Origin of the sequence: uncultured Muriicola sp., from assembly GCF_947258935.1 — a bacterium.
Lineage (GTDB): Bacteria > Bacteroidota > Bacteroidia > Flavobacteriales > Flavobacteriaceae > Muriicola.
The window spans coordinates 8,728-31,825 of sequence record NZ_CAMYKH010000047.1; the positions used below are offsets into that span (position 1 = coordinate 8,728).

Sequence of the window (23,098 nt, forward strand, 5' to 3'; positions counted from 1 at the left end):
AGTATCCCAGCGTTTATTAGCATTGGCGTCAAAAATAACACGAAGTAAGTACTTTTTAGGTGCCAGCAGGCTAAACTCATACAGCATATCTTCCTCAGAAAGAATAGAACGCACTACCTCACCTTTTGGTTCTACAAGTTGTAGAATGATAGGGTAAGAAACTGCACCCTGGAGCCGTATTCTAAGGTTGCCATAATCCGCATAACTCCCTGTTTTTAGCTTGTATAGCAAGGTATCGTTGCTGGCCCCAAAAAGATCTGTTAGGGCGCCTGGAAGAATGGAGAGGGAATAGGTCTCATTTGGTTCTTTCTTAAAAGAGAACTGCATTCTGTTAGCCAAAGTATCGAGACGTATATTCAAAGGTTGCGAGATCGAATCCTTATTCACGAGCGATGCCCTGGACGTATCTATCTGTCTAATAGGAATATTAGCTCCTAATGCCATGGTATCCAGAAACCCGATAGAACCTCGAGTACTGGGAATCAATACCAATGAATCTGGAGGTAATTTGCGTGTTTTAATTGTAAATGTATCGCGTTGTTGAATGCGCTCATTAAGTACTTCGAAGAGCAGGGAATCCACTTCAAATGGGGTAAACCAATAATTAAGGGTATCCTTCCCGGGTTCTTTGGCAACAAAGCTGGTAATTGTGTCGGGGATTAAGCTAATTGGATTTATCTTAAGTTTTTCCTGATCGCCTTTGTAACCAAAGATGATCTTATTGGCGGCGCTAAACTTTGGTGCCGGAAGGCTGTATTTAGGAACTTCCCTGAAGAGGTTTAAAAGGTAAATAGAGTCTGTGGGCAAAGAGATGGTATCCTCAACAAATCCGATCTTGTCTGTAACCGCATCGTAGAGGTTGTTTTTCCCTTCATCTTTGATCGCCAGTAGCCTGTACTTCCCGGCTTTTAGATTTTGAAGCCTGAAAATAGTGGTACTATCCTTAGTGTTGGTAATATAATTTGGAGGCCTTTTCGTGATTACTGAATCTGTATATGCCGTATCTATTTCATATAGCATTACACTGATAAATTCGTCGGTTTCCTTGTTAAAAGCATCTTTAACAACCCCCAGAAGAGCCAGAGAATCTATATAGTCCCCGGTAGAAAAGACATATGTGAGATAAGAGCTTGGGTTGTTCTCATTATTGTCTACAATGCTTTGACCAAAATTTAGGGTATAGGTAGTGTTTTCCTTCAAGGTGTCTTTAATGACCACTTCCACATACTTACTGGCCCCCCCCTGTGGACTTATTTCCGGAGGATATTGAAATGGAGGAGAAACAATTAGCTGATTTTGAACATCTTGTAACTTGATATATTCATCAAAATAAAGTCGGATTTTCGTAGTCTTAAAATTGATGCTCAGATTCTCCGGTTCGGCTTTGATCAACACAGGGGCTTCGGTATCCTTCGGCCCACCGGAGGGACTTCCGCGGCGGGCGCATTGATGCAGTGCCAAGGCCATAAAAACAAGAAATATTCCTGCAATAAAACGCTTTGTGAAAGCCATGTACCCCATAGTTTGAGCAAAGAAACAACTAATTTGTAGATTTCTAAAATTAAGGGACCATGGCCATTGTAGCTATATAGATGGTAACGTTGATTTCATCATTGATAGCTTTTACACAGGCTTCAAGGGTAGCACCTGTTGTAACCACATCATCCACAAGCAATATTTTTTTATGTGCTAAACTATGTGGCTTTAGTAGCGCAAAGGAGGGGCTCTGATGTTGCCAGCGGAAGATCCTGGATTTTTGTGTCTGTGTTTGAGTGTGGGTCGTTTTTATAAGGATATCATCACAATAGGCTGCATTTAGATGATGGGCAAGTCTTTTACCAAAACCTTCTACCTGGTTATACCCCCTTTTTTTTAGTTTTTTTGGATGCATTGGCACCGGCAAGACCATGTCTATAGCAGGAAGACCTTTATCTTTCTTAAGATACGACCCATACCAATCTCCTATAAAGTTAGCGATCTGAGGTTGGTTCCTGTACTTCAGGTAATGGATGAGGTTCTTTACGACCCCTAAATCATTAAAAAAAAGAAAACTTGAAGCTTTTTCAATGGTAATTCGTCCGTAAAAAGTGCGATCTAAACTGTTTTCTTCTGTGAAATTGAACTCGGTAAGCGGTATTTGGTCTCGACAAGGGGTACACAAAATCTGCTCTCCCCGATATAATCGTGCATTACATCCAAAACACACACGGGGTAGGAGAACCGTGTTGAGATCATTTATTATATTTGGTAGCTTGGTTAATTCCAAATCTTAACGCTTAAAAACCTACTTAGAACTTAGCCCTTGTTGAATGGATATTCAAGATACAAAATTCAATTATAAAATTCTCCTGGCAGCTTTGGTAGCAGTTGTAATTGGCGTACTTATCGCTTTTTATTACAGCTATGCGCAATCTCAAACGCAAATCCTGTATTTGGAAGATGAAAAAGGACTGCTCGTAAGAGATCTGACCCTGATGAAAACTGAAGTAGATAGACTATCTGCCCTGAATGAAGTCAATGAGATTGAACTTCAGGATTCTAAGTTCCGGGTTCAGCAATTATTAGATTCTGTAGGCCGACTTACCTTTACCATAGACAAGCTCCAAGAGTTTAAAAGTGAACTTAGGACTCTTGAGGCACGGTACGACAGCATTAAGCTGAATAACAATCTGCTGCGCTATAACAACAGGTTACTCGCAGACAAGTATGATGAGACCCGCATAATGCTCGAAGACCTTAGAGGCCAGAGTAATTCCCTTGCAGAGGCAGAAGCATTATTAAGGAGAAAAAATCTTGAACTCAGCAGAGAGTTAAAAATGAAGAGCTATCTCGCTCTTGTAAATTCTGAAGGTAGTGGATTCAGAATGCGTAGTGGGAGACCCATAAAAACAAATAAAGCCTCTACTATCGAAAAATTACGTGGATGCATCACCATTCAGGCAGACCCAAACACCACCACCGTTAAGGAAAAAGTGTTGTATTTCCAGTTTCTTGGACCCAATATGGGCATAATTGAAGATAATGCCAATGTTATCTCTGTCAATGGCAACATTTACAGTAAGAGAGTTACGCTGATATTTAAAGGAGAAGAAATGAGTGTCTGCGATTTTATTACGGTTCCCGAAGGATCACTCCTGTCAGGGACGTATACCTTAAATGTCTTTGAGGACGAAAAATTACTCACTACGGCAGAATTTCAATTAAAATAATCAGTATAGTCTTTCCCTAAAGTTCTATTTTTGCCCAATGGCAAATCAAGAAGACATTTTCAGAAAAGTAATTTCACACGCCAAGGAGTATGGCTACGTGGTGCAGTCTAGTGAGATCTACGATGGCCTTAGTGCTGTATATGACTATCTCCAGAATGGTGCGGAATTAAAGAAAAACATACGGGAATACTGGTGGCAGGCAATGGTGCAGATGAACGAAAACATTGTAGGGATAGATTCTGCCATTTTTATGCATCCTACCATTTGGAAGGCTTCTGGCCACGTAGATGCATTCAACGATCCTTTGATAGACAATAAGGATTCCAAGAAAAGATATAGGGCAGACGTTTTGGTCGAAGATCATGTAGCCAAAATAGAAGCCAAAATTGAGAAGGAAGTAAACAAAGCTGCCAAACGTTTTGGTGAGGCCTTTGACAAAGAACAATTCCTGGCTACCAATACCCGTGTAGTAGAATATCAGGAGCGATCACAAACTATTCTGAAACGACTCGCAAGGTCCCTGGAAAAGGAAGATCTGGAAGATGTAAAAAACCTGATCGTTGAACTCGATATTGTTTGTCCTGTATCAGGATCAAAGAATTGGACCGATGTAAAACAGTTCAATTTAATGTTCGGAACAAAATTGGGAGCCTCTGCAGATTCTGCTATGGATCTATACCTTCGTCCTGAAACAGCTCAGGGCATTTTTGTAAACTTTCTGAATGTTCAAAAATCGAGTCGTTTAAAGATACCCTTTGGGATTGCACAGACAGGAAAGGCCTTTAGAAATGAGATAGTCGCAAGACAATTTATTTTTCGGATGCGCGAATTTGAGCAGATGGAAATGCAATTCTTCATAAGACCGGGCACCCAAAAGGAGTGGTACGAAACCTGGAAGAAAATACGAATGAATTGGCACCTTTCGCTGGGCATGGGCGAAGAGAAGTACCGTTTCCATGATCATGAGAAATTAGCACATTACGCAGACGCTGCGGCCGATATTGAATTTAAATTCCCATTTGGATTTAAGGAGTTAGAGGGGATTCATTCCCGAACCGATTTTGACCTTGGAAGTCATGAAAAATTCTCAGGAAAAAAACTTCAATACTTCGATCCAGAACTGGAAGAAAGTTATGTCCCCTATGTAGTTGAGACCTCTATTGGCCTGGATCGTATGTTCCTGGCGGTTCTCTCTAATGCCTTGGTAGAAGAGGAACTGGAAAATGGTTCAACACGGACAGTTCTAAAGATTCCTGCAGTTTTGGCACCAACCAAAGCAGCTGTACTGCCTTTGGTAAAGAAGGATGGTCTCCCCGAGATCGCCCATAAGATCATTGCAGACCTCCGTCTCGATTTTAATGTGATCTATGATGAGAAAGACGCCGTAGGGAGAAGGTATAGAAGACAAGATGCAGCGGGTACTCCGTTCTGCATTACGGTAGATCATCAAACATTAGAAGATAATACAGTTACCATTCGCCATAGGGATACTATGGAACAAAAGAGGATCGCAATAAAGGATATTACTTCTGCTATCGAGAAAGAAGTGGCCATGAAATACTGGCTACAAAAATTAGCAGTGGATTAAAGGGTATACTTAAGCCTAATACTGGTATAAAAATTCCTGTTGTTTCCTGGATAGTAATAGCGCGGTTCTGCACCACCAAATGCCTGAGTATTGATCAGGACAGATTGTGCATATCGCACATTAAACAGGTTATTGATCCCCAGTGCTATCCCAAGGCTAAACGCCGAACTTAGTTTTTGTTCATATCGCCATTTCGTCGCAAAGACATGAAATGGATCGCTGGAAAGATTATTGGCGTCTGTCAGAGGAATGCTGCTTACATACTGATGAGTGGTATTCCAAAATAAATGATCCTTAAATTGTAGTTGCAGGCCACTGTTCAATCTGTGTTTTGGAACACCCGTTAGTGGATTTCCTGAAAAGTCATCGTCGCCATCTACAAATTCAACAAAGCTATGTTGGTTATAGGTGTAGTTAACAAAGGGAGTTATCCTTATTCCGGAAGCGAGATCCCATCGATAATTAATTGCGGCCTCCAGACCCTGATGTCTCGTTTTCCCTGCGTTTCTTCCAACAAATTGATCGTCTCCTATTCTCTCGGCCACCAATAGATTCCTCACTTCCATTTGATATAGAGCAACAAGCAGGTGGAGCTTATTTTTCAGTAAAAAGAGTTGTGATCCAAGCTCGTAATTTGTCCCTGTTTCCTGAGCAATATCAGGATTGATCACCCCGTCCGGAGTAAGGGTCTCTTCCACTGTTGGGTTGGAAAAGCCTCTGCTAATGTTAGCATACACAGATTGATAATTTGTAAAACGGTAGTTAACATTGATACTGGGAAGGGCAATTGTCTTAAAATTTCGTTCTGCACTCCGGTTGGCATCACCTTCGTTAAAAAGATCCCTGAAATCGTACTGTGTATTATTTATATTAAGGCCAAGCTGAAAATGTACTTTTTCGAACAAGGCCATGTTCAGGGTTCCAAATGTATTTAGCTGAGTACGGAATTCTTTATTCTCTGCAAACTGCTCACCTTGCAGACTTCCATCCCCATCGTTTTCTGCATACAGATTTTGATATTCATCCCAGGTATATTCGTCCTTGAACAATTCCGTCCCCAAAGAATACCCGGTTTGTATACCAAAAAGGTCTATCTCCCCAATAAAGCGTATTCGAAAGCCAAAACCATTGGTGTATTCATCCAGGATACCAAAAGGACGGGCTTCATAATGGTCCAGGTAGGTATAAAAAATGCTGGTAGTATTTTTAAAATTGGGCGAAAAAGTATGTTCATAATTTGCCCCTACTAGCGTGTATTTATTAGCCTCATATCCTTTAGATGCTGCCCAAGTAAATGCTGCCTGCGTGGGGTCTTCATTAAATGCGGTTATCCCTAAAGAACTAGGTATCTGAGCCGTGTAGTCAATATAATTGACCAACAGGCTGATGTTATTTTGCGGATCTATTTGATAGGTGGTATTTAGCAGGAGTCCATCTCTTTGGAAACTGTTATTTTCCCGATACCCATCTGTGTCCAAATGATCATAGTTCAGAGCAATGGATAATCCCTGATCTGCATGTCTAAGCGAAAGGTTATTCTTTAACAAGCCATAGGAGCCAATGGTTGTATTGTTCGAAAGTGTACTGCTATTTCCCAGTGCCTCCCTGGTGCTCAGTAAGATGGCTCCTCCAAGGTTGGTGCCAAAATCTGTTGCTTTAGGTCCTTTGACCACTTCAACCTGACTTATATTTTCAAGATCATAGGCTTCAATGGTGGAAAATCCGCTTCCATTGGTCACCGGAATCTCATTGTAATACATGCGAAGTTTGTCCGTGCCAAATAAGGTGCGTGCTCCAATACCTCTAATTGTAATTCTGTTGGTGTTTAAGGCACCGGATAGCACATAGACCCCGGGAATCTGGTTAATGGCTGAAACGGCATCTATAGGGCTAAAGTTGTCAAAGATCTTATCCCCGATTATCTGAGAAGGTACAATGCCGGTTGTTTGTTTTTCCCGCAGCTCTTCCAGGAGAAGCACTTCTTTTAAAACGGTAACACTGTCTGGTGTTGTTTGTGTCTGACTAACAGAAACAAGGGTGCTTAGTAAGAAAAAACAGCTTACAAGATATCTTTTCATCTTTAAAATTTAAAGACATCAAAAGTAGCGATTAAAACCTAAAGCCAAGGGAAACACCACCCCTTGGAACAACCTCTGGGGAAAAGTCGGTGCTAAAAAAGTTACGCCCAATACCTCCGTAGACTTCGGCAATAAACCCTTTCTTTGATATAAATTTTCCGCCTACACTAATTCCCAGGGCAAAGTCTGTGTAATTTTCTCCCGTTCTTTCAGATTCCAGAGTTATATCGTCGAAAGTATAAATATCCTGTTCTCCTGAATTCAACATGCCAAATCCTTCCACAAAAAATCCACTGGCAAAACTCTTTGAAAAATATCTTCTATAATAGGGGGTAATAGAGTATTGTCTATTGTATTCAAAAAGGTCTTCATCATTCCCTGCATTGATCAAAACCCCAAATCCGAAGGATGATTCTTCATCAATTATTCGTTCATAGGCACCGTCCAAATATTTAAAGGTGATCAAATTAAAGACATTGATCTTTAATTCATCTCTGTCGGTTTCATCTCTGTCGGTTTCATCTTGTTGTACTTCCTGAGACAGTAGCGTATTGCCGCATAAAAATAACAGGATACAAAGGGAAAAGAATCTTTTCATCGAGTTCAATTTTGAATCATGAAAGATAGCATCAAAAAATCAACTAAAACGAAAAATAAATAGCCATTTTAATACATGGGTTACCATTGAACAATATGGCCTCTGGTTTCCTTCTGTTATAAACATTCTTTATTTTCGGGCAAAATTGAGGGTATGAAGATCGTCTCATATAATGTTAATGGAATACGGGCCGCTGTAAACAAGGGGTTTTTAGATTGGCTGCAGAGTGTAGATCCGGATGTGGTATGCCTGCAGGAGATAAAGGCTATGAAAGAACAGCTTGATCTATGGCTGTTTGAAGAAGCTGGGTATCCATATCATTATTGGTATAGTGCCGAAAAAAAGGGCTATAGTGGGGTGGCCATCCTTTCTAAGAAAGAACCGGATCATATTGAGTTTGGTACCGGGATTGATTATATGGATTTTGAAGGCCGCAATTTGCGAGCCGATTTTGACTACAATATTTGTCACCAGGCGATAGACATTCATGATCCGGTACGCAATAAAAATGTTTCAGGTTTTTTACCTGTTGAACGCGAATGGATAGGGAACTTTATGGAAAGTGGATTTATTGATAGTTTTCGTCATTTCAACCAGGAGCCTCACCAATACACCTGGTGGAGTTATAGAGCCAATGCCAGAAATAATAACAAAGGTTGGCGCTTAGATTATGGAATGGTAAGCAGGCCTTTGGAAGATCAGCTCAAAAGATCGGTCATTCTTTCCAAGGCAAAACACAGTGATCATTGCCCCATTCTGGTAGAATTAGAAAGCACTTAGTTTTCATTTGAACATCCTATGACTACCTTTGCAGCCATTAATACAAATCTTAGAGAATGATATATACAACGCTGCCTCATACCACCCTGGAAGTAAGTAAAATTTGTTTGGGGACTATGACCTGGGGACGCCAGAATACTGAAGCCGAAGGTCACGAGCAAATGGACTATGCGATAGAACAGGGAATTAACTTCTTTGATACGGCCGAACTCTATCCAATCCCAGCGCATCCGGACAGATATGCTTTAACCGAAAAGATCATTGGTAGTTGGTTTAAAAAGACAGGAAAACGAGACAAAATAGTCCTAGCCTCCAAGATCGCTGGTAAAGCAAATTTCACAAAGTTTATTCGAAGTACAGGATTCAAAAAAGAATCGTTAATTGAGGCGGTGAACGGTAGCTTGGAACGACTTCAAACAGACCATATAGACCTGTATCAACTACATTGGCCGGAACGATCCACTAATTATTTTGGTAAACGCGCATATTCCCATGATCTATCTGATTTCTGGCAAGATAATATACATCAGGTTTTGGAAACACTCAGGGAACTGATCAAAGAAGGGAAGATTGGTCATGTTGGCTTATCTAATGAAACCCCCTGGGGCGCCATGCGTTTCTTGGAGGAGAGTAAGGTACACAAAAGTTTACCCAGAATGATCACCATTCAAAACCCGTACAGCCTACTAAACAGATCATTTGAAGTGGGGCTTTCCGAAATTTCCATCAGAGAAAAATTAGGTCTTTTGGCCTACTCTCCATTAGGTTTTGGAGTTTTAAGCGGGAAATATCTGGGTGGGGCAAAACCGCCAAATGCGAGAATTACACTCTTCCCGGCCTATGGAAGATATAGCAATGAAATTGCCCTCAAAGCCACTCAAAAATATTTGGATCTGGCTAATAAACACCAAATATCTCTCCCTCAGATGGCATTGGCATTTGTTACTTCAAGACCCTTTTTAACAAGTAGCATCATTGGGGCTACCTCTATGGCGCAATTAAAGGAGAATATTGGCAGTATAGAGCTGAACTTATCCGACGAATTGCTAAAAGAGATAGAGGCCATCCACAATGAGAACCCAGATCCGGCGCCTTAATCAGAAAGTTTGTTTATCCACATCTGTAATGAATTGAATTACCCCATTGAAGTAGGTCTTTTGATCGTCGTATTGAGATAAATGACTCCCGTTGGGGCAGTACAGATACCGCCCATGTCCTACCTCTTTAGACATCCACTCCATATGAGCCGGATCCATAGTATCGTATTTGGCACCAATTACTAAGGTGGGAACTTTAATTTCTTTAAGTCTTTCCTTCACATCCCAATCCTTGAGGGTAGCGTTCCCGGTGATTCCAAATTCACTGTATCCCTGCATATGTACATACACCTGGTTGTTAGCGTGAGTTAAACTGCGCATTACGGCCTCAGGCCATTCATCCGGAGGCATACGGAGCACGTGTTCTGTATAATAATATTGAAAGAGAAGTTCACCATATTTGGGATTCCCGAAATCTTCGGCTTCTTCTATTTCCTTTATTTCTTTGTAGATAGCAGGATCCATTTTAGGCCCCAATACATTTTGAGCATACAAGTTGTATTCAGGAATGCTGCTCATCATATTAGATATCACCAAACCTTTCAGGTTATCCTGGTATTTAAGGGCATATTCCATAGCCAGCATACCACCCCAGGATTGGCCAAGCAGATAGAAATTGGAAGCATCCAGGCCAAGTGCCAGGCGTACCTGCTCCACTTCTTCTACAAAGCGTTCTGTGGTCCATAGATCCAGATCATCTGGTTTGTCACTGTAATAAGAACCCAATTGATCGTAATAGATATATTCAATGCCTTCCTGAGGGAAATACCCATCAAAACAAGTGTATAATTCATGCGTCATTCCGGGTCCGCCATGAAGGAGTAATACTTTCTTAGTTGGATTGTTGCCCACTCTTTTGGTCCATACCTTAAAAGTTCCTTTTGGAGTAGTAATAGGGATCATCTTTATTCCGCCTGTAAATTGGTCGTCTCTCCCCTCAAAACTTAAGTATTCCTTCTCACTTACCGCACTTTTGGATGAGGTGGTTTCCGGGGCTTGTTTACAGCCAATCACAACAATAGAAATGATCAATAAAACAAAAATATTTTTCATTTGGTTTACGATTTATGGTGTACTTAAAAATAATATAATTTGAAGTATTAACCGAACAACTTGTTCACCACTTCCTCAATACGGGATACCTTAATAATATTGATGGAAGGATTTTTAAGACCTATTTTATTGTTTTTGGAGACAAAAATACTGGTAAAGCCTAATTTTTCAGCTTCCAGGATACGTTGATCCACTCTGCGAACAGGTCTTACTTCTCCAGCTAAACCAACTTCGGCTGCAAAACAGACTCCTTTCTCTATAGGAATATCTGCATTGCTCGACAGAACTGCAGCCACTACGCCAAGGTCTATTGCAGGATCATCTACCGTAATTCCTCCGGTAATGTTCAGAAATACATCCTTAGCCCCTAATTTGAATCCGGCACGCTTCTCCAGAACAGCCAAAAGCATGTTTAGTCGCTTGCTGTTAAAACCAGTAGTAGTACGTTGAGGAGTGCCGTATACGGCAGAACTTACAAGGGCTTGTATCTCAATCAATAAAGGTCGCATTCCTTCCAGGGTAGCCACTATGGCGGTGCCACTCAGATGATCTTCATTTTTCGAAATCAGGATCTCCGACGGATTACTTACTTCTCTGAGGCCATCACCCTGCATTTCATAAATACCCAATTCGGCAGTGGAGCCAAACCTATTCTTAAGTGCTCTCAGAATGCGATACATATAATTACGGTCGCCTTCAAATTGCAGGACGGTATCTACCATATGCTCAAGGATCTTAGGCCCTGCGATGGATCCGTCTTTGGTTATATGGCCTACCAGGATGACAGGTGTATTGGTCTCTTTTGCAAATTTGATGAGTTCTGCCGTGCATTCCCTGATCTGGGAAATACTTCCTGCAGAGGACTCAATATAGTCTGAGTGCAATGTTTGAATAGAATCTATAACCAGAATATCTGGTTCAAGGGCTGCTATCTGCTGAAAGATCTGTTGAGTCTTGGTCTCCGTTAAAATAAAACAAGAATTTGAACCGGGATAGAGCCGGTCTGCACGCATTTTTATTTGTTTCAAACTTTCTTCCCCGGAAACGTAGAGAGTTTTGTATGGGAGTTTTAGGGCAATCTGCAACAGTAGCGTACTTTTTCCTATCCCGGGTTCTCCACCCAGCAAAACCAGGGATCCGGGAACTAAGCCACCTCCAAGAACTCGGTTAAACTCCTGGTCTTTTACATCCAAACGCTCTTCCTTGTCTGTGCTGATCTCTGCAATTGATAAAGGTTTAGCTGCCTTTGTGCTGCCATTGACCTTTGTTTTCCAGGTAGATTTATTTTCCTTCTGTATGAGTTCTTCTACGATGGTATTCCATTCCTTACATGCACTGCATTGTCCTGCCCATTTTGCATATTGGGTGCCACAGTTCTGACAAAAGAAAGCGGTTTTAGTTTTAGCCATGATCTGGCTAAAGATATTGTGGTTCCATCTAAAAACAAAAGAAACGCCCTGCTATTAACAAGCAAGACGTTTGATATTTTTGCAATGATTTTTTTGGCGAGCTAGTATCCGAAATCAGCTTTTATAGCATCTATCTTTTCTAAGGCCAACTCTTTGGTCAGAAAATCGATCTCCTGCATGCCAAAAGCCTTTTCAAAAGTACGCAGGGCTTTTTTCCCTTCTCCTAATTCCTCGTAATATTCGCCTTCAAAGAAGAATCCTAGCATGGTTTCCGGGTATTGTTTTTTACAGAGTTCAGACAGAGGTTTTAAAGCTTCATAGTCATCTTTTTTTCTGCTGGCAGCGTAGATAGCCATTATATCGTTGAGGCTCACTTGTTTTTGGAAGCCGAACAGTTCTTCTATCATGGCATACTTGTCTTCCAAATATTTGAAAACCGGTTCTTCGGAGGTCAGTATTTTTTCTTTGTATTCTTTTGGACTAATGGGTTTAAAGATCTCAAACATTTGTTCCCATGCCTTGCCGAGACCGTAAGTGACAATAGAAACCTCATTGGCCTCAGGATATTCATCGAATGAATAATGTATCGTAGGCTTATCAATACCTTTAAGGTTCTGATCTAGTTGTTTAACCAAAGCATTGTCTGCACTATTTCCACCTTCAGAAATAAGATGATAAAAGATCTGCTGTTCCATGGCCATCAGCCTTTCCGGCACCCTATTTTCCATTTCGGGCGCCAAACTTGGTGAAATACTAATAAAGGCACTAAAAAAGGACCGATCTTTAAAAAGATAGTAATTGCCAAAATTGGCCGTGATATCATAACCAATGAACATTCTGAAAGGGGCGGTATTGTAATTTAGATCCAGATAAGGAATGATCTCCATTCCTAGAAATTCATAGAATTGCCTTCCCTTCTCAGTTGGCAGCCCGGAGCCTTCCTCATAGGCACAATCATCCCACCGAAGATCATTCTTACTTTGTTCAATTCCTACTACAATTACCTCTGGCATTCCTTCAAATCTGCTATAGAATTTAGCATTAGCGACTACCTGATCAAACAGATATTCGGCATCCAGAACGACTACTAAGGGGTATTTTTTTTCCGGGGTATAATCCTCCGGAAAATAATAGGAAACATTCCGCCTTTCCTGCAATTTAAATGATTGAAAGATCTCATTGGTAACCTGTGCTATGGAGACCTGGGCGATGAACACCACAAGTACCATGGATACTACAATTCTCATTAGGTTTGTTTTATTGATTAAGGGAAGCCTATCGGTTCCTGTTCAATAACGGTAAGAGTAGAAAAGATATTGCACCAAAGACAACCACCATCAGTGTTTGTGAGATCCACATGATCCAACCAAACGCATCCCCGGAGACCGCACTAATACCAAATATGGCGAGTGATTTGCTCACAGCGATAGGATACAAACCTATACCTCCGTTGGTTGTAGACATTGCAAAGGCTCCTGCTATAAAGCCCACTAATATTTCTGAGAGGGAAAGGGACATTGTTTCGGCAACCGTATATTTTATGACCCAAAACATGGCAATGTAGGCCCCCCAAATAAAAAAGGTATGAAAAATAAAAGCCCATTTCTTTTTCATTTTAAAGATACTTAGTATCCCATCTAATAAGCCCTTTATAAGATCTTTAATCTTAATAGCGAGCCTTGAAGTGGATCGGCGTAAAAAAGCAAGAAAAAGAAAAAGGAAAAACACGCCGGCTCCAACTAACAATAGCGTAGCAGTAAGTCCTATTCCATTAGCCTTCAGGTAACCCAAAATGATATCGGTTTGCAAGATTAGGGCTATAAAGATGATAAGGAGCAGCATCAATAGATCGATCACTCTCTCCGTTACAATGGTCCCAAATCCTTTTTGAAATGGAACGTTCTCATAGGTAGCCAAGGCAGTTGCCCGTAGTATCTCTCCAGATCTTGGAATGCCTAAATTGGCAAAATAGGCCATTAAAATAAAGAAGATATTATTGCGGATCTTTGGTTTATACCCCAAGGGCTCCAACAAGAAATTCCATCGCACGGCCCTGGAAACATGACTTAAAATGCCTATTACAATGGAAATGCCTACCCAAAAAAGGTCAGCTTCCCGAATGTATTTAAATATCTCCTTCCTGTTTTCAGGACTAGTACTGCTGTAGGAATACCAAACCAAAAAAACCCCAAGTAAAATCGGGATAATGATTTTTAAGAGTTTTTTTAAGCGAGTGCTCAAGGTTTAGGTTAAAAGATTGTTCTCTTCATTTGGAAAAATCATGGAAGGCTCAAATATTTTGGCCTCCTCAAGTTCCATCCAGGCGTAGGTAATAAGGATAAGGATATCACCAACAGCTACTTTTCTGGCCGCAGCGCCATTTAAGGTAAGTTCACCTGTATTTCGCGGACCGGGAATAGCGTAGGTTTCCAATCGTTCTCCATTATTATTGTTTACGATCTGGACTTTTTCTCCCCGAATGATATTGGCGGCATCCATAAGATCTTCATCTATGGTAATGCTACCTATATAATTGAGATCAGCTCCGGTAACTTTTACCCGGTGTATCTTCGATTTTACAACTTCAATTTTCATGGTGCAAAAGTAATCAATTCATAGCGATATTGTCAATGAGGCGTACGCCTTCAGCATAAACGGCAATAAAGCTTCTGTATTTTACATTGTCTTGTTTTCTCTGCATAGGCGTGAGCGTTTCTACATCGGCGATCTGAAAATATTCCAGCTCCAGATCTGCCTCTTTAGCAAAAATACTGTTCACATATGCTACTATCTTAGTAGCATTTTTTGTGCCAAACATACGCTGAGCTGTTTGTAAGGTCTTAAATATGATACCGGCTCGTTGCCGCATGGGCTTGGACAGCAGTTGGTTGCGGGAACTCATTGCCAGTCCGTGAGGCTCTCTGACAATAGGTCAGCCTATAATATTTACCTTAAAAGTAAGTTGATTAGCTAATTTTCTCACGATCTGTAGCTGTTGAAAATCCTTCTCGCCAAAATAGGCCCTGTCTGGTCTAACTAGGTCTAGTAATATTTCGACGATGGTAGCTACGCCATTAAAATGGCCTTCCCTAAATGCTCCTTCCATAACCTTATCCAGCCCATTAAAGGAGTAGTTTTTTGAAGAAATATTCTGGGTGTATAATTCAGAAACAGTTGGAGCAAAGACGATGATTTCGTCGCTAACGCCTTCTAATAAAGCCATGTCGGCTTCCAGGGTCTTAGGATACTTTTTTAGATCTTCTGGATTATTAAACTGAGTTGGGTTGATAAAAATACTAACCACCACCCTGGAGTTTTCAGATAAGGCTTGCCTAACAAGACTTAGATGTCCTTCATGCAATGCGCCCATGGTAGGCACCAAACCCAGCATTCCCGGCTCATCTTCATAAGAACTCAAACAAGATTGTAATCCTTTCTTGTCAAAAATTAGCTTCATACCTAAATTTAAAAAGCGAGCAAACTTACTATAATTACTGCTAATCTGCATAATTTTTGTAATTTTGCAGCTACGTTTCTGCGATAAATAAAAGACGACCTGTATGAATGGTAAAAAGATATTGTTTGTATCTTCAGAATTAGTGCCCTACCTACCAGAGAATGAAGTATCCCTAATGTCTTACGAAGCACCAAGAATGGTGAATAGCAGCGGAGGTCAGATTCGGATTTTTATGCCGCGGTATGGCAATATTAATGAGCGAAGACATCAATTACATGAGGTGATCAGACTGTCTGGTATGAACCTGGTGATCAATGATATGGATATGCCCTTAATCATTAAGGTGGCATCTATACCTAAAGAAAGAATACAAGTCTATTTTATAGACAATGAAGAGTATTTTAAGAGGAAAGCAACTTTTACAGATGAGAATGGTGAGTTGTTTGCAGATAATGATGAGCGCGCCATATTTTTTGCAAAAGGAGTAGTAGAAACCGTAAAAAAATTGAATTGGATCCCGGATATTATCCATGTTCACGGTTGGTTAGCCTCATTACTTCCACTCTATTTAAAAAAATTATACGCAGACGAACCACTTTTTGCTGATAGTAAAATTGTAATATCCGTATATGGTAAAAGCTTCGAAGGCTCCTTGAATAAGGACTTAATAAAAAAGGTAATATTTGATGGCGTTCCTGAAGACGCTGTTTCATTGCTGAAAGATCCTACCTATAATAATTTGTTAAAAATAGGGGTGAATTACGCGGATGCTGTAATTTTAGCCACTGAAGGTATTTCGGAAGATCTGCTTTCACACATCAATAACCTTCAAAAACCTGTGTTGCCATATGTTTCACTTCAAGAATTTGAAGAGGCATATGCTAATTTTTATAACACTGAAGTTTTAAATTAAGCTCCATGCGATTTTTATCTAGAGGTATTGCTCCTGCTATTTTAGGAACACTTTTGCTACTTGTGATCTCTTCCTGTGAAGAAGATGTAACCACCATAGGGAATGGCGTCATTGACGAAAATCCCTTTAGATCAGATAAGGTGGTATATGATGTCTTTGCATTTAACAAAAATATAGAAGCCGTACAGACCAATAAACTTCCCATATACCAAATAGGTGTTTTTAATGATCCAATTTACGGAAGAACAACAGCGAGTATAACTTCTCAACTATCTCTTGCCGGGGGTGCAGGGAATCCTGCTTTCGGGAATTATCCTCAAAGTACAGAAGACATCTCAGAAACGGATGATAACGAAGCTACTATAGAGGAAAATGAAACGGTTACAGAAGTTTTATTGTATATCCCTTATCTGAGAAATAGTAATTCTGATACAGACCTAGATGGGGTAGCCAATGAATTTGATGTAGATCCAGATGACCCAGAAAGTGACAGTGACGGGGATGGACTTTCGGATAATGCGGAACGCTTAGCTGGTTCCGATCCTCTTAATCAGGATACTGATGGAGATGGTATTTTGGATAATGAAGATACCAGTACCCTGCCCAACAGGTTCCCTGTAAAAAGAGATTTAGACAGTATTTATGGGAACCGTGAGGCGCCTTTTACCTTTAAGGTAGAACGATCTACATTTTTCCTTCGCGATCTTGATCCGAATTCAAACTTTCTGGAGTCGCAAGAATATTACTCCTCCCAGGAGTTTGCTCCCTCTTTTGTTTCAGATGTTCTTTTTGAAGGTCCAGTTCAAATAACGGACGAACAAACACTCATTTTTGCTGAAGATGATCCTGAAACGGAGGAGGACGAGTCTTTGGATTCGCCTCAGGTAATAGAACCAGGAATCCGGGTTCCACTGGATCTGTCCTTTTTTCAGGATAATATTATGGATAAGGAGGGCATGTCAGAACTAATCAGTAACTCCAATTTTAAGAATTTCTTACGTGGATTACACTTATCTATAACGCCCCTTACCGATGATATAATGTTGCTGCTCGACCTTCGAAATGCGAACATCACAATTAGTTATGAATACGACAGGATTGTAGATGAAGTGTTGGAAAAAGGTGAGCGTGAATACACCTTAAGTTTTATCACAGGCCAAGGAAATGCACCTATTCAGGGAAATGCAGTAAATACAATTATGGCAGATGCCTACCCTGTGGAAGTCGCTGATAATCTTGATACTGGCGCCAATACCTCTAGTATCTATCTTAAAGGAGGACCTGGTACTTATGCAGAGATCAAGCTTTTTGATGATAGTAATGGAGAAACAATCATTAATGATATCAAATCAAAGAATTGGATCATCAATGAAGCCAATCTTGTATTCTATGTAGACAGGGAGGCAATAGATGCCGTTGGGGGTATCCAAGAACCCATTCGTTTATATATGTATAATGCAGAAAATAACAACCCATTATACAACCCGGCCAATGAAAATTCGGTAGCCGATTCTCGTTTTGGGGTCTATCTGGATTATGATGCTTTCCTTAAAGAGGAAAACAATCTGGGAGTTAAGTATACAATTCGTATAACAGACCATATCAATAATCTGATCCTTCGAGATTCTACCAATGCTACATTGGGACTTACTATTTCACCAGATATTCGTATATCGGGTGTTTCAACAGCTGTCCTTAGTGGGAATTCAGAAAAGAAATTACCGGTGGCTTCCAATCTAACACCGTTAAGCACCGTACTTTATGGAAGTGCAACGGGAGTTCCGGAAGAGAAGAAACTCAAGCTGGAAATCTACTATACGGAGGCCAATTAATAAGGTACAACATACCAGTTACGGAGAATACACGTTATATAACCTGAAAACGATTATATTTTCAAGACTTCATGTAAATTTACGTTCTATTAAAATACTTAATTTCAAAATTCTATGTGTGGTATTGTAGGGTATATTGGTTACAGGGAAGCTTATCCCATTATAATGAAAGGATTACAAAGGCTGGAGTACCGAGGGTATGACAGCGCCGGGATCGCTTTGTATGATGGCAATCAGATCAATTTGTCTAAAACCAAAGGAAAGGTTGAGGATCTACGAAATAAATCTGAAAGGGATATTGCTATTAACGGTACCCTTGGAATAGGACATACCAGGTGGGCAACCCACGGTGTTCCCAACGATGTAAATTCACATCCACATTATTCAAATTCCGGTGACCTTGTCATTATTCACAACGGGATCATTGAGAATTATGAATCAGTAAAAACCGAATTAAAAAAAAGGGGCTATGTCTTCGAATCCGATACGGATACCGAGGTCTTGGTAAATTTAATAGAAGAGGTTAAGAAAAAGGAAAATGTAAAATTAGGGCAGGCTGTTCAGATTGCCCTAAATCAGGTTGTAGGCGCCTATGCCATTGCCGTTTTTGACAAACAGAAACCAGACGAGATCGTAGTTGCCAAGTTGGGAAGTCCGCTGGCCATCGGTATTGGAGATAAGGAGTTCTTTATCGCATCAGATGCTTCTCCCTTTATTGAATTTACGAACAATGCGGTCTATCTGGAAGATGACGAAATGGCGATCATACGTCCTGGAAAAGAGATAAAATTACGCAAGATAAAAGACGATGCTGTAGCCTATCCCATGGTTCAGGAACTTCAGCTTAACCTGGAAGAGATCGAAAAAGGAGGTTATGATCACTTTATGTTAAAAGAGATCTATGAGCAACCAAGAGCTATAAAAGATACCTACAGAGGTAGATTGTTAGCAGACCAGGGGCTTATTAAGATGTCTGGGATAGATGATAATCTTGAGAAATTCCTCAACGCCAACCGAATTATTATTGTGGCATGCGGTACTTCGTGGCATGCTGGCCTTGTAGCAGAGTATATCTTTGAAGACCTAGCTCGCGTACCTGTAGAGGTGGAGTATGCATCTGAATTTAGATATCGAAATCCGGTTATTACCAATAAAGATGTGGTTATTGCTATTTCTCAATCCGGAGAAACTGCAGATACCCTGGCTGCCATTAAATTGGCCAAGGAAAACGGTGCATTTGTATTTGGTGTTTGTAATGTGGTAGGATCTTCCATTGCTCGTGAAACAGATGCAGGGGCATATACCCACGCCGGACCGGAAATTGGAGTGGCATCTACAAAGGCATTTACCACTCAGATCACTATCCTTACTTTAATAGCATTAAAGCTTGCCAAGGAAAAAGGGGAAATGTCAGAACCTAGATACCATGAAATTCTGACCGAATTAGAAATCATTCCATCCAAGGTAGAAAGAGCCTTGCAAGCAAATCCATTGGTAGAGATCATCGCCGATGTTTACAAAGATTCAGAGAATTGTCTCTATTTAGGCAGAGGATATAACTTCCCGGTGGCACTGGAAGGTGCTCTAAAATTAAAGGAGATAAGTTACATACACGCTGAGGGCTATCCTGCAGCTGAAATGAAACACGGTCCTATTGCATTGATAGACGAACAAATGCCCGTAATTGTGATCGCTACTAAAAAAGGTCATTACGAAAAAGTGGTTAGCAACATTCAGGAGATAAAATCAAGAAAAGGAAAGATCATTGCGATCGTAACAGAGGGAGATGAACAGGTACGAGAATTGGCAGACCATGTCATTGAGGTACCTGAGACCTTCGAATGCCTTTCACCTTTATTAACTACAATCCCACTTCAACTTCTTTCATACCATATTGCGGTAATGAGAGGGTGTAATGTGGACCAACCACGTAATTTGGCTAAATCTGTTACCGTAGAGTAGCACTTCTACATCTCTTTTAAATTTTATAAGATCCTTTTGCCAGGATCCTTGCCCTTTGGCGACTATTTATTATGTGGGACTTGCCTTATAGTAACATTGTTTTTCTGAGGATATCACAATTAGATGGCACTCACTTTTGCAATATGTCAATACTTCCTACAGCTTTTTTTCAATTTCCTATTCTACCGTGCAAAAAAAACGCTAAATTGCTCTCATAAATTAAGAACCAAGACGAATGAGAACACTACTCTTTTTATGCTTCCTTCTTATAGGGATAGGAAGTTTTGCACAAACAACAATCCAGGGAACAGTTAATGATAATAATGGAGTACCGGTTCCGGGTGCTAACATCATCATTATAGGCACAACCACTGGGACAGTTGCAGATTTTGATGGAAATTTTGTGTTAGGAACAACCCAAACTCCACCTTTTGTCATACGAATAACCAGTATTGGGTATTCCGAAGCAACAGCCCAGGTTACCAGCAATAATCAGACATTGACCATTGTCTTACAGGAATCTTCAACAATCCTCGATGAGATCGTTGTTTCAGCATCCAGAACTCCGGAACGCTTATTTGAATCTCCGGTAACTGTGGAACGGTTCGGACTCAAAGAAATAAAAAATACAGCCGCAGAATCCTTTTATGGCGGACTACAAAATTTAAAAGGAGTAGATATCAATACCAACAGTTTAACCTTTCAATCTATCAATACCAGGGGGTTTGCAACCTTCGCCAATACTCGCTTCCTTCAATTGGTAGATGGGATGGACAACTCCGCACCCGGACTTAATTTCGTCTTGGGTAACCTGGTTGGTATGTCTGAACTGGAAGTACAAAGCGTTGAAATATTACCCGGTGCCTCTTCTGCCTTATATGGAGCAGGCGCTTTTAACGGGATCCTTTTTATGCGAAGTAAAAGTCCGTTCGATTACCAGGGGATCAGCGCCTATTTTAAAACAGGGATCACTTCTCAGGAAGCTGCCGGGGATAATAACTATTACGATTTTGGGATCAGAGCAGCTCATGCCTTTAGCGATAAGCTAGCGGTAAAAGCTAATTTCTCCTTTTTAAAAGGAGAAGATTGGCATGCCAACAGAACAGATGATTTATCAAACCCCGGCGCTACACGTGCAGACCCGGCATACAATGGCCTCAATGTTTATGGGGATGATTTCACCGTTTTCCTGCCTTTTGATCAATTGGCAGGATTGCCATCTGGCACTCTTGGATCGGCTAGAGTTTCCAGAACGGGGTATGATGAGATAGATTTGGCCAATTATGGAGCAGAAAGTGTCAAAACTGATTTTTCGGTACACTACAGACCCTTTGCAGACGATTTTGAAATTATCTATAATGGTAGAGTAGGACGCGGAAATACAATTTACCAGGGTGCCAGTAGGTACGCCATCAAGAATTTTATTTTACAACAACATAAGCTGGAGTTTAGAAATAAGAATTTTTTCTTGAGAGGGTATATTACTTCCGAGAACTCCGGAGATTCTTATGACACCCGTTTTACAGCCTTGGGCATCAACAACCGTTGGAAAAGTAATGAGCAATGGTTCCCAGAATACGCCGGGGCCTATATTGGCGCCCGTTTAGGAATAGGTACTGGTGTACTTGCAGACGATGCTACGGCGCATGCCATTGCGAGACAAGTAGCCGATACAGGCCGTTTTTTACCAGGTACTCCAGAATTTCAGAATGCCTTTAACCAGGTAACTGCAGATGGTGATTTACTGACAGGTTCAAAATTTATTGATAATACAAAATTGCGGCACATGGATGCCAATTATAACTTTACCCACCTTACCGGAGACTTTGCCGATATACAGATTGGCGGCTCTTTCCGGGAATACGAACTGAATTCTAACGGGACCATATTTACGGATATTGATGGGCCTATTAGTTATAATGAGTATGGGGCCTATATGCAGCTTCAAAAGAAGTTCCTTGAGGAGCGGCTAAAATTTACTGGCTCTGTTAGGTATGACAAAAACGAATTCTTCGACGGCTTTTTCTCACCACGGGCGTCATTTGCCTATACCGCCGGGGAAAAAAGAAATCAAAATTTCAGGATCTCCGCGCAACAAGGATTTAGAAACCCTACGACTCAGGATCTTTTTATCGGATTGGATGCTGGTTTGGCTGTATTGGTAGGATCTGCTCCAAACAACCTGGATAGGGATATAAGATCCTTTCCGGTGAGCGCAGCTGGTCAAACCATTACTATGTCTCCAACGGCAACGGTTGTAGGTAGAGCCGCCTATGAAAATGCATTCTCTTTGGCTTCTGTTAATGCAGGTGCACCAACGGCTGTGAATACGCCTTTAGTGAAACCAGAAGAGATCACTGCTTATGAAGCGGGCTACAGGGCCCAATTTGGAAAAGTAACTATTGATCTTAGCGGCTACTATAACCAGTATAAGAACTTTATTTCTAATACAACGGTTTTAGTTCCACTCTATGGAACAGCTGGGGATAATGCACTGTCTTTATTGGCATTACAGAATGGCGATGTTGTACCTTATCAAAACTATACAAATTCATTGGCCGATATCAATTCTTATGGTGCCACTATTGGAGTAGATATGAAAGTCCTTGGAAATTTTGACCTTGGTGTTAACTATACCTATTCGGAGATCGATTTTGACCAGGCTGCGTTCCCGGATTTCAGAACCAACTTTAATACACCCAATCACAAGGTGAAAGCTTCGTTTGGTAATACCGAATTATTTGAGAATTTTGGCTTTAATGTAAACTACAGATGGAGTGATACCTATTTCTGGCAGGCGACATTTGCAGACGGACAACTACCATCATTCACTGTTCTCGATGCTCAGATCAACTATGCAGTTCCTGATATAAAGTCTGTTTTTAAAATAGGCGGCTCAAACATCCTGGGGCAAGAATATTTCTCAGCCGTAGGAACAGGGGGGGTAGGATCTATTTTCTACGTATCCTGGACAGTTAATCCATAAATAAGCTATTTCATATAGACTAAGAGCACCGGCAATACCGGTGCTTTTTTTTGTTCAAAAAATTGATCTAAACGATTCCTTTTTCAAATGTAAAAACATATCTTTGCAGCCGGAAAAAAGCGCGTAGTGAAGTACA

The 23,098-nt window shown here is 40.7% G+C and carries 17 protein-coding genes and 1 pseudogene; 8 read left to right on the forward strand and 10 right to left on the reverse strand.

Translation table 11 applies throughout. The annotated features are described in order from the left end of the window. The coding region (locus Q0X72_RS09175; RefSeq protein ID WP_297764373.1) for an Ig-like domain-containing protein at positions 1–1,512 on the reverse strand (1,512 nt) is incomplete at its 3' end. 49 nt (positions 1,513–1,561) lie between these two features. Continuing rightward, the gene (locus Q0X72_RS09180; RefSeq protein ID WP_297764376.1) at positions 1,562–2,266 is read right to left on the reverse strand and encodes a ComF family protein; all 705 of its coding nucleotides are present in this window, start codon (positions 2,264–2,266) and stop codon (positions 1,562–1,564) included. Positions 2,267–2,309: 43 nt separating this feature from the next. Between Q0X72_RS09180 and Q0X72_RS09185 the strand changes: the two genes are divergently transcribed. Together Q0X72_RS09185 and Q0X72_RS09190 are read left to right on the forward strand one after the other, a co-directional pair. Then, entirely contained in the window at positions 2,310–3,209 is a 900-nt protein-coding gene (locus tag Q0X72_RS09185) for a hypothetical protein (RefSeq protein ID WP_297764378.1), read from the forward strand. A 37-nt stretch (positions 3,210–3,246) separates the two neighbouring features. Continuing rightward, positions 3,247–4,797, forward strand: a complete 1,551-nt coding sequence (locus Q0X72_RS09190; protein WP_297764381.1) for a glycine--tRNA ligase — start codon at positions 3,247–3,249, stop codon at positions 4,795–4,797. On the opposite strand, the gene Q0X72_RS09195 is transcribed toward Q0X72_RS09190, so the two are convergent. Both Q0X72_RS09195 and Q0X72_RS09200 read right to left on the reverse strand, forming a co-directional pair. Then, positions 4,794–6,875 carry a TonB-dependent receptor gene (locus Q0X72_RS09195; protein WP_297764384.1) on the reverse strand — a complete coding sequence of 694 codons (2,082 nt, stop codon included), beginning with the start codon at positions 6,873–6,875 and terminating at the stop codon, positions 4,794–4,796. The two genes, Q0X72_RS09190 and Q0X72_RS09195, sit on opposite strands and share 4 nt — an antisense overlap. A gap of 31 nt (positions 6,876–6,906) precedes the next feature. Then, positions 6,907–7,473, reverse strand: a complete 567-nt coding sequence (locus Q0X72_RS09200) for a DUF3575 domain-containing protein (protein WP_297764386.1) — start codon at positions 7,471–7,473, stop codon at positions 6,907–6,909. A 153-nt stretch (positions 7,474–7,626) separates the two neighbouring features. On the opposite strand from Q0X72_RS09200, the gene Q0X72_RS09205 reads away from it, so the two are divergent. Together Q0X72_RS09205 and Q0X72_RS09210 are read left to right on the forward strand one after the other, a co-directional pair. Continuing rightward, positions 7,627–8,253: an exodeoxyribonuclease III gene (locus Q0X72_RS09205; RefSeq protein WP_297764389.1), complete on the forward strand. Its 627-nt coding sequence runs from the start codon at positions 7,627–7,629 to the stop codon at positions 8,251–8,253. 56 nt (positions 8,254–8,309) lie between these two features. Further along, complete coding sequence (locus Q0X72_RS09210) at positions 8,310–9,350, forward strand: NADP(H)-dependent aldo-keto reductase (protein ID WP_297764392.1); 1,041 nt, start codon at positions 8,310–8,312, stop codon at positions 9,348–9,350. On the opposite strand, the gene Q0X72_RS09215 is transcribed toward Q0X72_RS09210, so the two are convergent. The 6 genes and pseudogenes from Q0X72_RS09215 to panC all read right to left on the reverse strand — a co-directional run bounded on the left by Q0X72_RS09215 (position 9,351) and on the right by panC (position 15,320). Further along, positions 9,351–10,403, reverse strand: coding sequence for a proline iminopeptidase-family hydrolase (locus Q0X72_RS09215; protein ID WP_297764395.1), 1,053 nt, complete (start codon positions 10,401–10,403; stop codon positions 9,351–9,353). A 47-nt stretch (positions 10,404–10,450) separates the two neighbouring features. Beyond that, positions 10,451–11,812, reverse strand: a complete 1,362-nt coding sequence (gene radA / locus Q0X72_RS09220) for a DNA repair protein RadA (protein WP_297764398.1) — start codon at positions 11,810–11,812, stop codon at positions 10,451–10,453. A 101-nt stretch (positions 11,813–11,913) separates the two neighbouring features. Further along, on the reverse strand, positions 11,914–13,059 hold the full coding sequence (locus tag Q0X72_RS09225) for an alpha/beta hydrolase-fold protein (RefSeq protein ID WP_297764401.1): 1,146 nt from the start codon (positions 13,057–13,059) through the stop codon (positions 11,914–11,916). A 28-nt stretch (positions 13,060–13,087) separates the two neighbouring features. After that, positions 13,088–14,053 (reverse strand): lysylphosphatidylglycerol synthase transmembrane domain-containing protein, encoded by a 966-nt coding sequence (locus Q0X72_RS09230; RefSeq protein ID WP_297764403.1) that lies wholly within the window; start codon positions 14,051–14,053, stop codon positions 13,088–13,090. Between the two features lie 3 nt (positions 14,054–14,056). Continuing rightward, positions 14,057–14,407, reverse strand: a complete 351-nt coding sequence (gene panD, locus Q0X72_RS09235) for an aspartate 1-decarboxylase (RefSeq protein WP_297764405.1) — start codon at positions 14,405–14,407, stop codon at positions 14,057–14,059. Positions 14,408–14,420: 13 nt separating this feature from the next. Next, a pseudogene (panC, locus tag Q0X72_RS09240) lies at positions 14,421–15,320 on the reverse strand (pantoate--beta-alanine ligase). 52 nt (positions 15,321–15,372) lie between these two features. On the opposite strand from panC, the gene Q0X72_RS09245 reads away from it, so the two are divergent. The 4 genes from Q0X72_RS09245 to Q0X72_RS09260 all read left to right on the forward strand — a co-directional run bounded on the left by Q0X72_RS09245 (position 15,373) and on the right by Q0X72_RS09260 (position 22,962). After that, a complete protein-coding gene (locus Q0X72_RS09245; protein ID WP_297764407.1) occupies positions 15,373–16,182 on the forward strand; it encodes a glycogen/starch synthase in 810 nt (269 codons plus the stop codon). A 5-nt stretch (positions 16,183–16,187) separates the two neighbouring features. Further along, positions 16,188–18,014: a DUF4270 family protein gene (locus tag Q0X72_RS09250; protein WP_297764409.1), complete on the forward strand. Its 1,827-nt coding sequence runs from the start codon at positions 16,188–16,190 to the stop codon at positions 18,012–18,014. Positions 18,015–18,128: 114 nt separating this feature from the next. After that, positions 18,129–19,976, forward strand: coding sequence for a glutamine--fructose-6-phosphate transaminase (isomerizing) (glmS, locus tag Q0X72_RS09255; protein WP_297764411.1), 1,848 nt, complete (start codon positions 18,129–18,131; stop codon positions 19,974–19,976). A 235-nt stretch (positions 19,977–20,211) separates the two neighbouring features. Next, complete coding sequence (locus Q0X72_RS09260) at positions 20,212–22,962, forward strand: TonB-dependent receptor (RefSeq protein ID WP_297764414.1); 2,751 nt, start codon at positions 20,212–20,214, stop codon at positions 22,960–22,962. Positions 22,963–23,098: the final 136 nt, after the last annotated feature.

What these genes read in the sequence shown, in the direction of transcription:
- Q0X72_RS09185 (WP_297764378.1), top strand. Translation starts at nt 2,310, where the DNA reads ATGGATATTCAAGATACAAAATTCAATTATAAAATTCTCCTGGCAGCT.
- Q0X72_RS09190 (WP_297764381.1), top strand. Translation starts at nt 3,247, where the DNA reads ATGGCAAATCAAGAAGACATTTTCAGAAAAGTAATTTCACACGCCAAG.
- Q0X72_RS09195 (WP_297764384.1), bottom strand. Translation starts at nt 6,875, where the DNA reads ATGAAAAGATATCTTGTAAGCTGTTTTTTCTTACTAAGCACCCTTGTT.
- Q0X72_RS09200 (WP_297764386.1), bottom strand. Translation starts at nt 7,473, where the DNA reads ATGAAAAGATTCTTTTCCCTTTGTATCCTGTTATTTTTATGCGGCAAT.
- Q0X72_RS09205 (WP_297764389.1), top strand. Translation starts at nt 7,627, where the DNA reads ATGAAGATCGTCTCATATAATGTTAATGGAATACGGGCCGCTGTAAAC.
- Q0X72_RS09210 (WP_297764392.1), top strand. Translation starts at nt 8,310, where the DNA reads ATGATATATACAACGCTGCCTCATACCACCCTGGAAGTAAGTAAAATT.
- Q0X72_RS09215 (WP_297764395.1), bottom strand. Translation starts at nt 10,403, where the DNA reads ATGAAAAATATTTTTGTTTTATTGATCATTTCTATTGTTGTGATTGGC.
- radA (WP_297764398.1), bottom strand. Translation starts at nt 11,812, where the DNA reads ATGGCTAAAACTAAAACCGCTTTCTTTTGTCAGAACTGTGGCACCCAA.
- Q0X72_RS09225 (WP_297764401.1), bottom strand. Translation starts at nt 13,059, where the DNA reads ATGAGAATTGTAGTATCCATGGTACTTGTGGTGTTCATCGCCCAGGTC.
- panD (WP_297764405.1), bottom strand. Translation starts at nt 14,407, where the DNA reads ATGAAAATTGAAGTTGTAAAATCGAAGATACACCGGGTAAAAGTTACC.
- Q0X72_RS09245 (WP_297764407.1), top strand. Translation starts at nt 15,373, where the DNA reads ATGAATGGTAAAAAGATATTGTTTGTATCTTCAGAATTAGTGCCCTAC.
- Q0X72_RS09250 (WP_297764409.1), top strand. Translation starts at nt 16,188, where the DNA reads ATGCGATTTTTATCTAGAGGTATTGCTCCTGCTATTTTAGGAACACTT.
- glmS (WP_297764411.1), top strand. Translation starts at nt 18,129, where the DNA reads ATGTGTGGTATTGTAGGGTATATTGGTTACAGGGAAGCTTATCCCATT.
- Q0X72_RS09260 (WP_297764414.1), top strand. Translation starts at nt 20,212, where the DNA reads ATGAGAACACTACTCTTTTTATGCTTCCTTCTTATAGGGATAGGAAGT.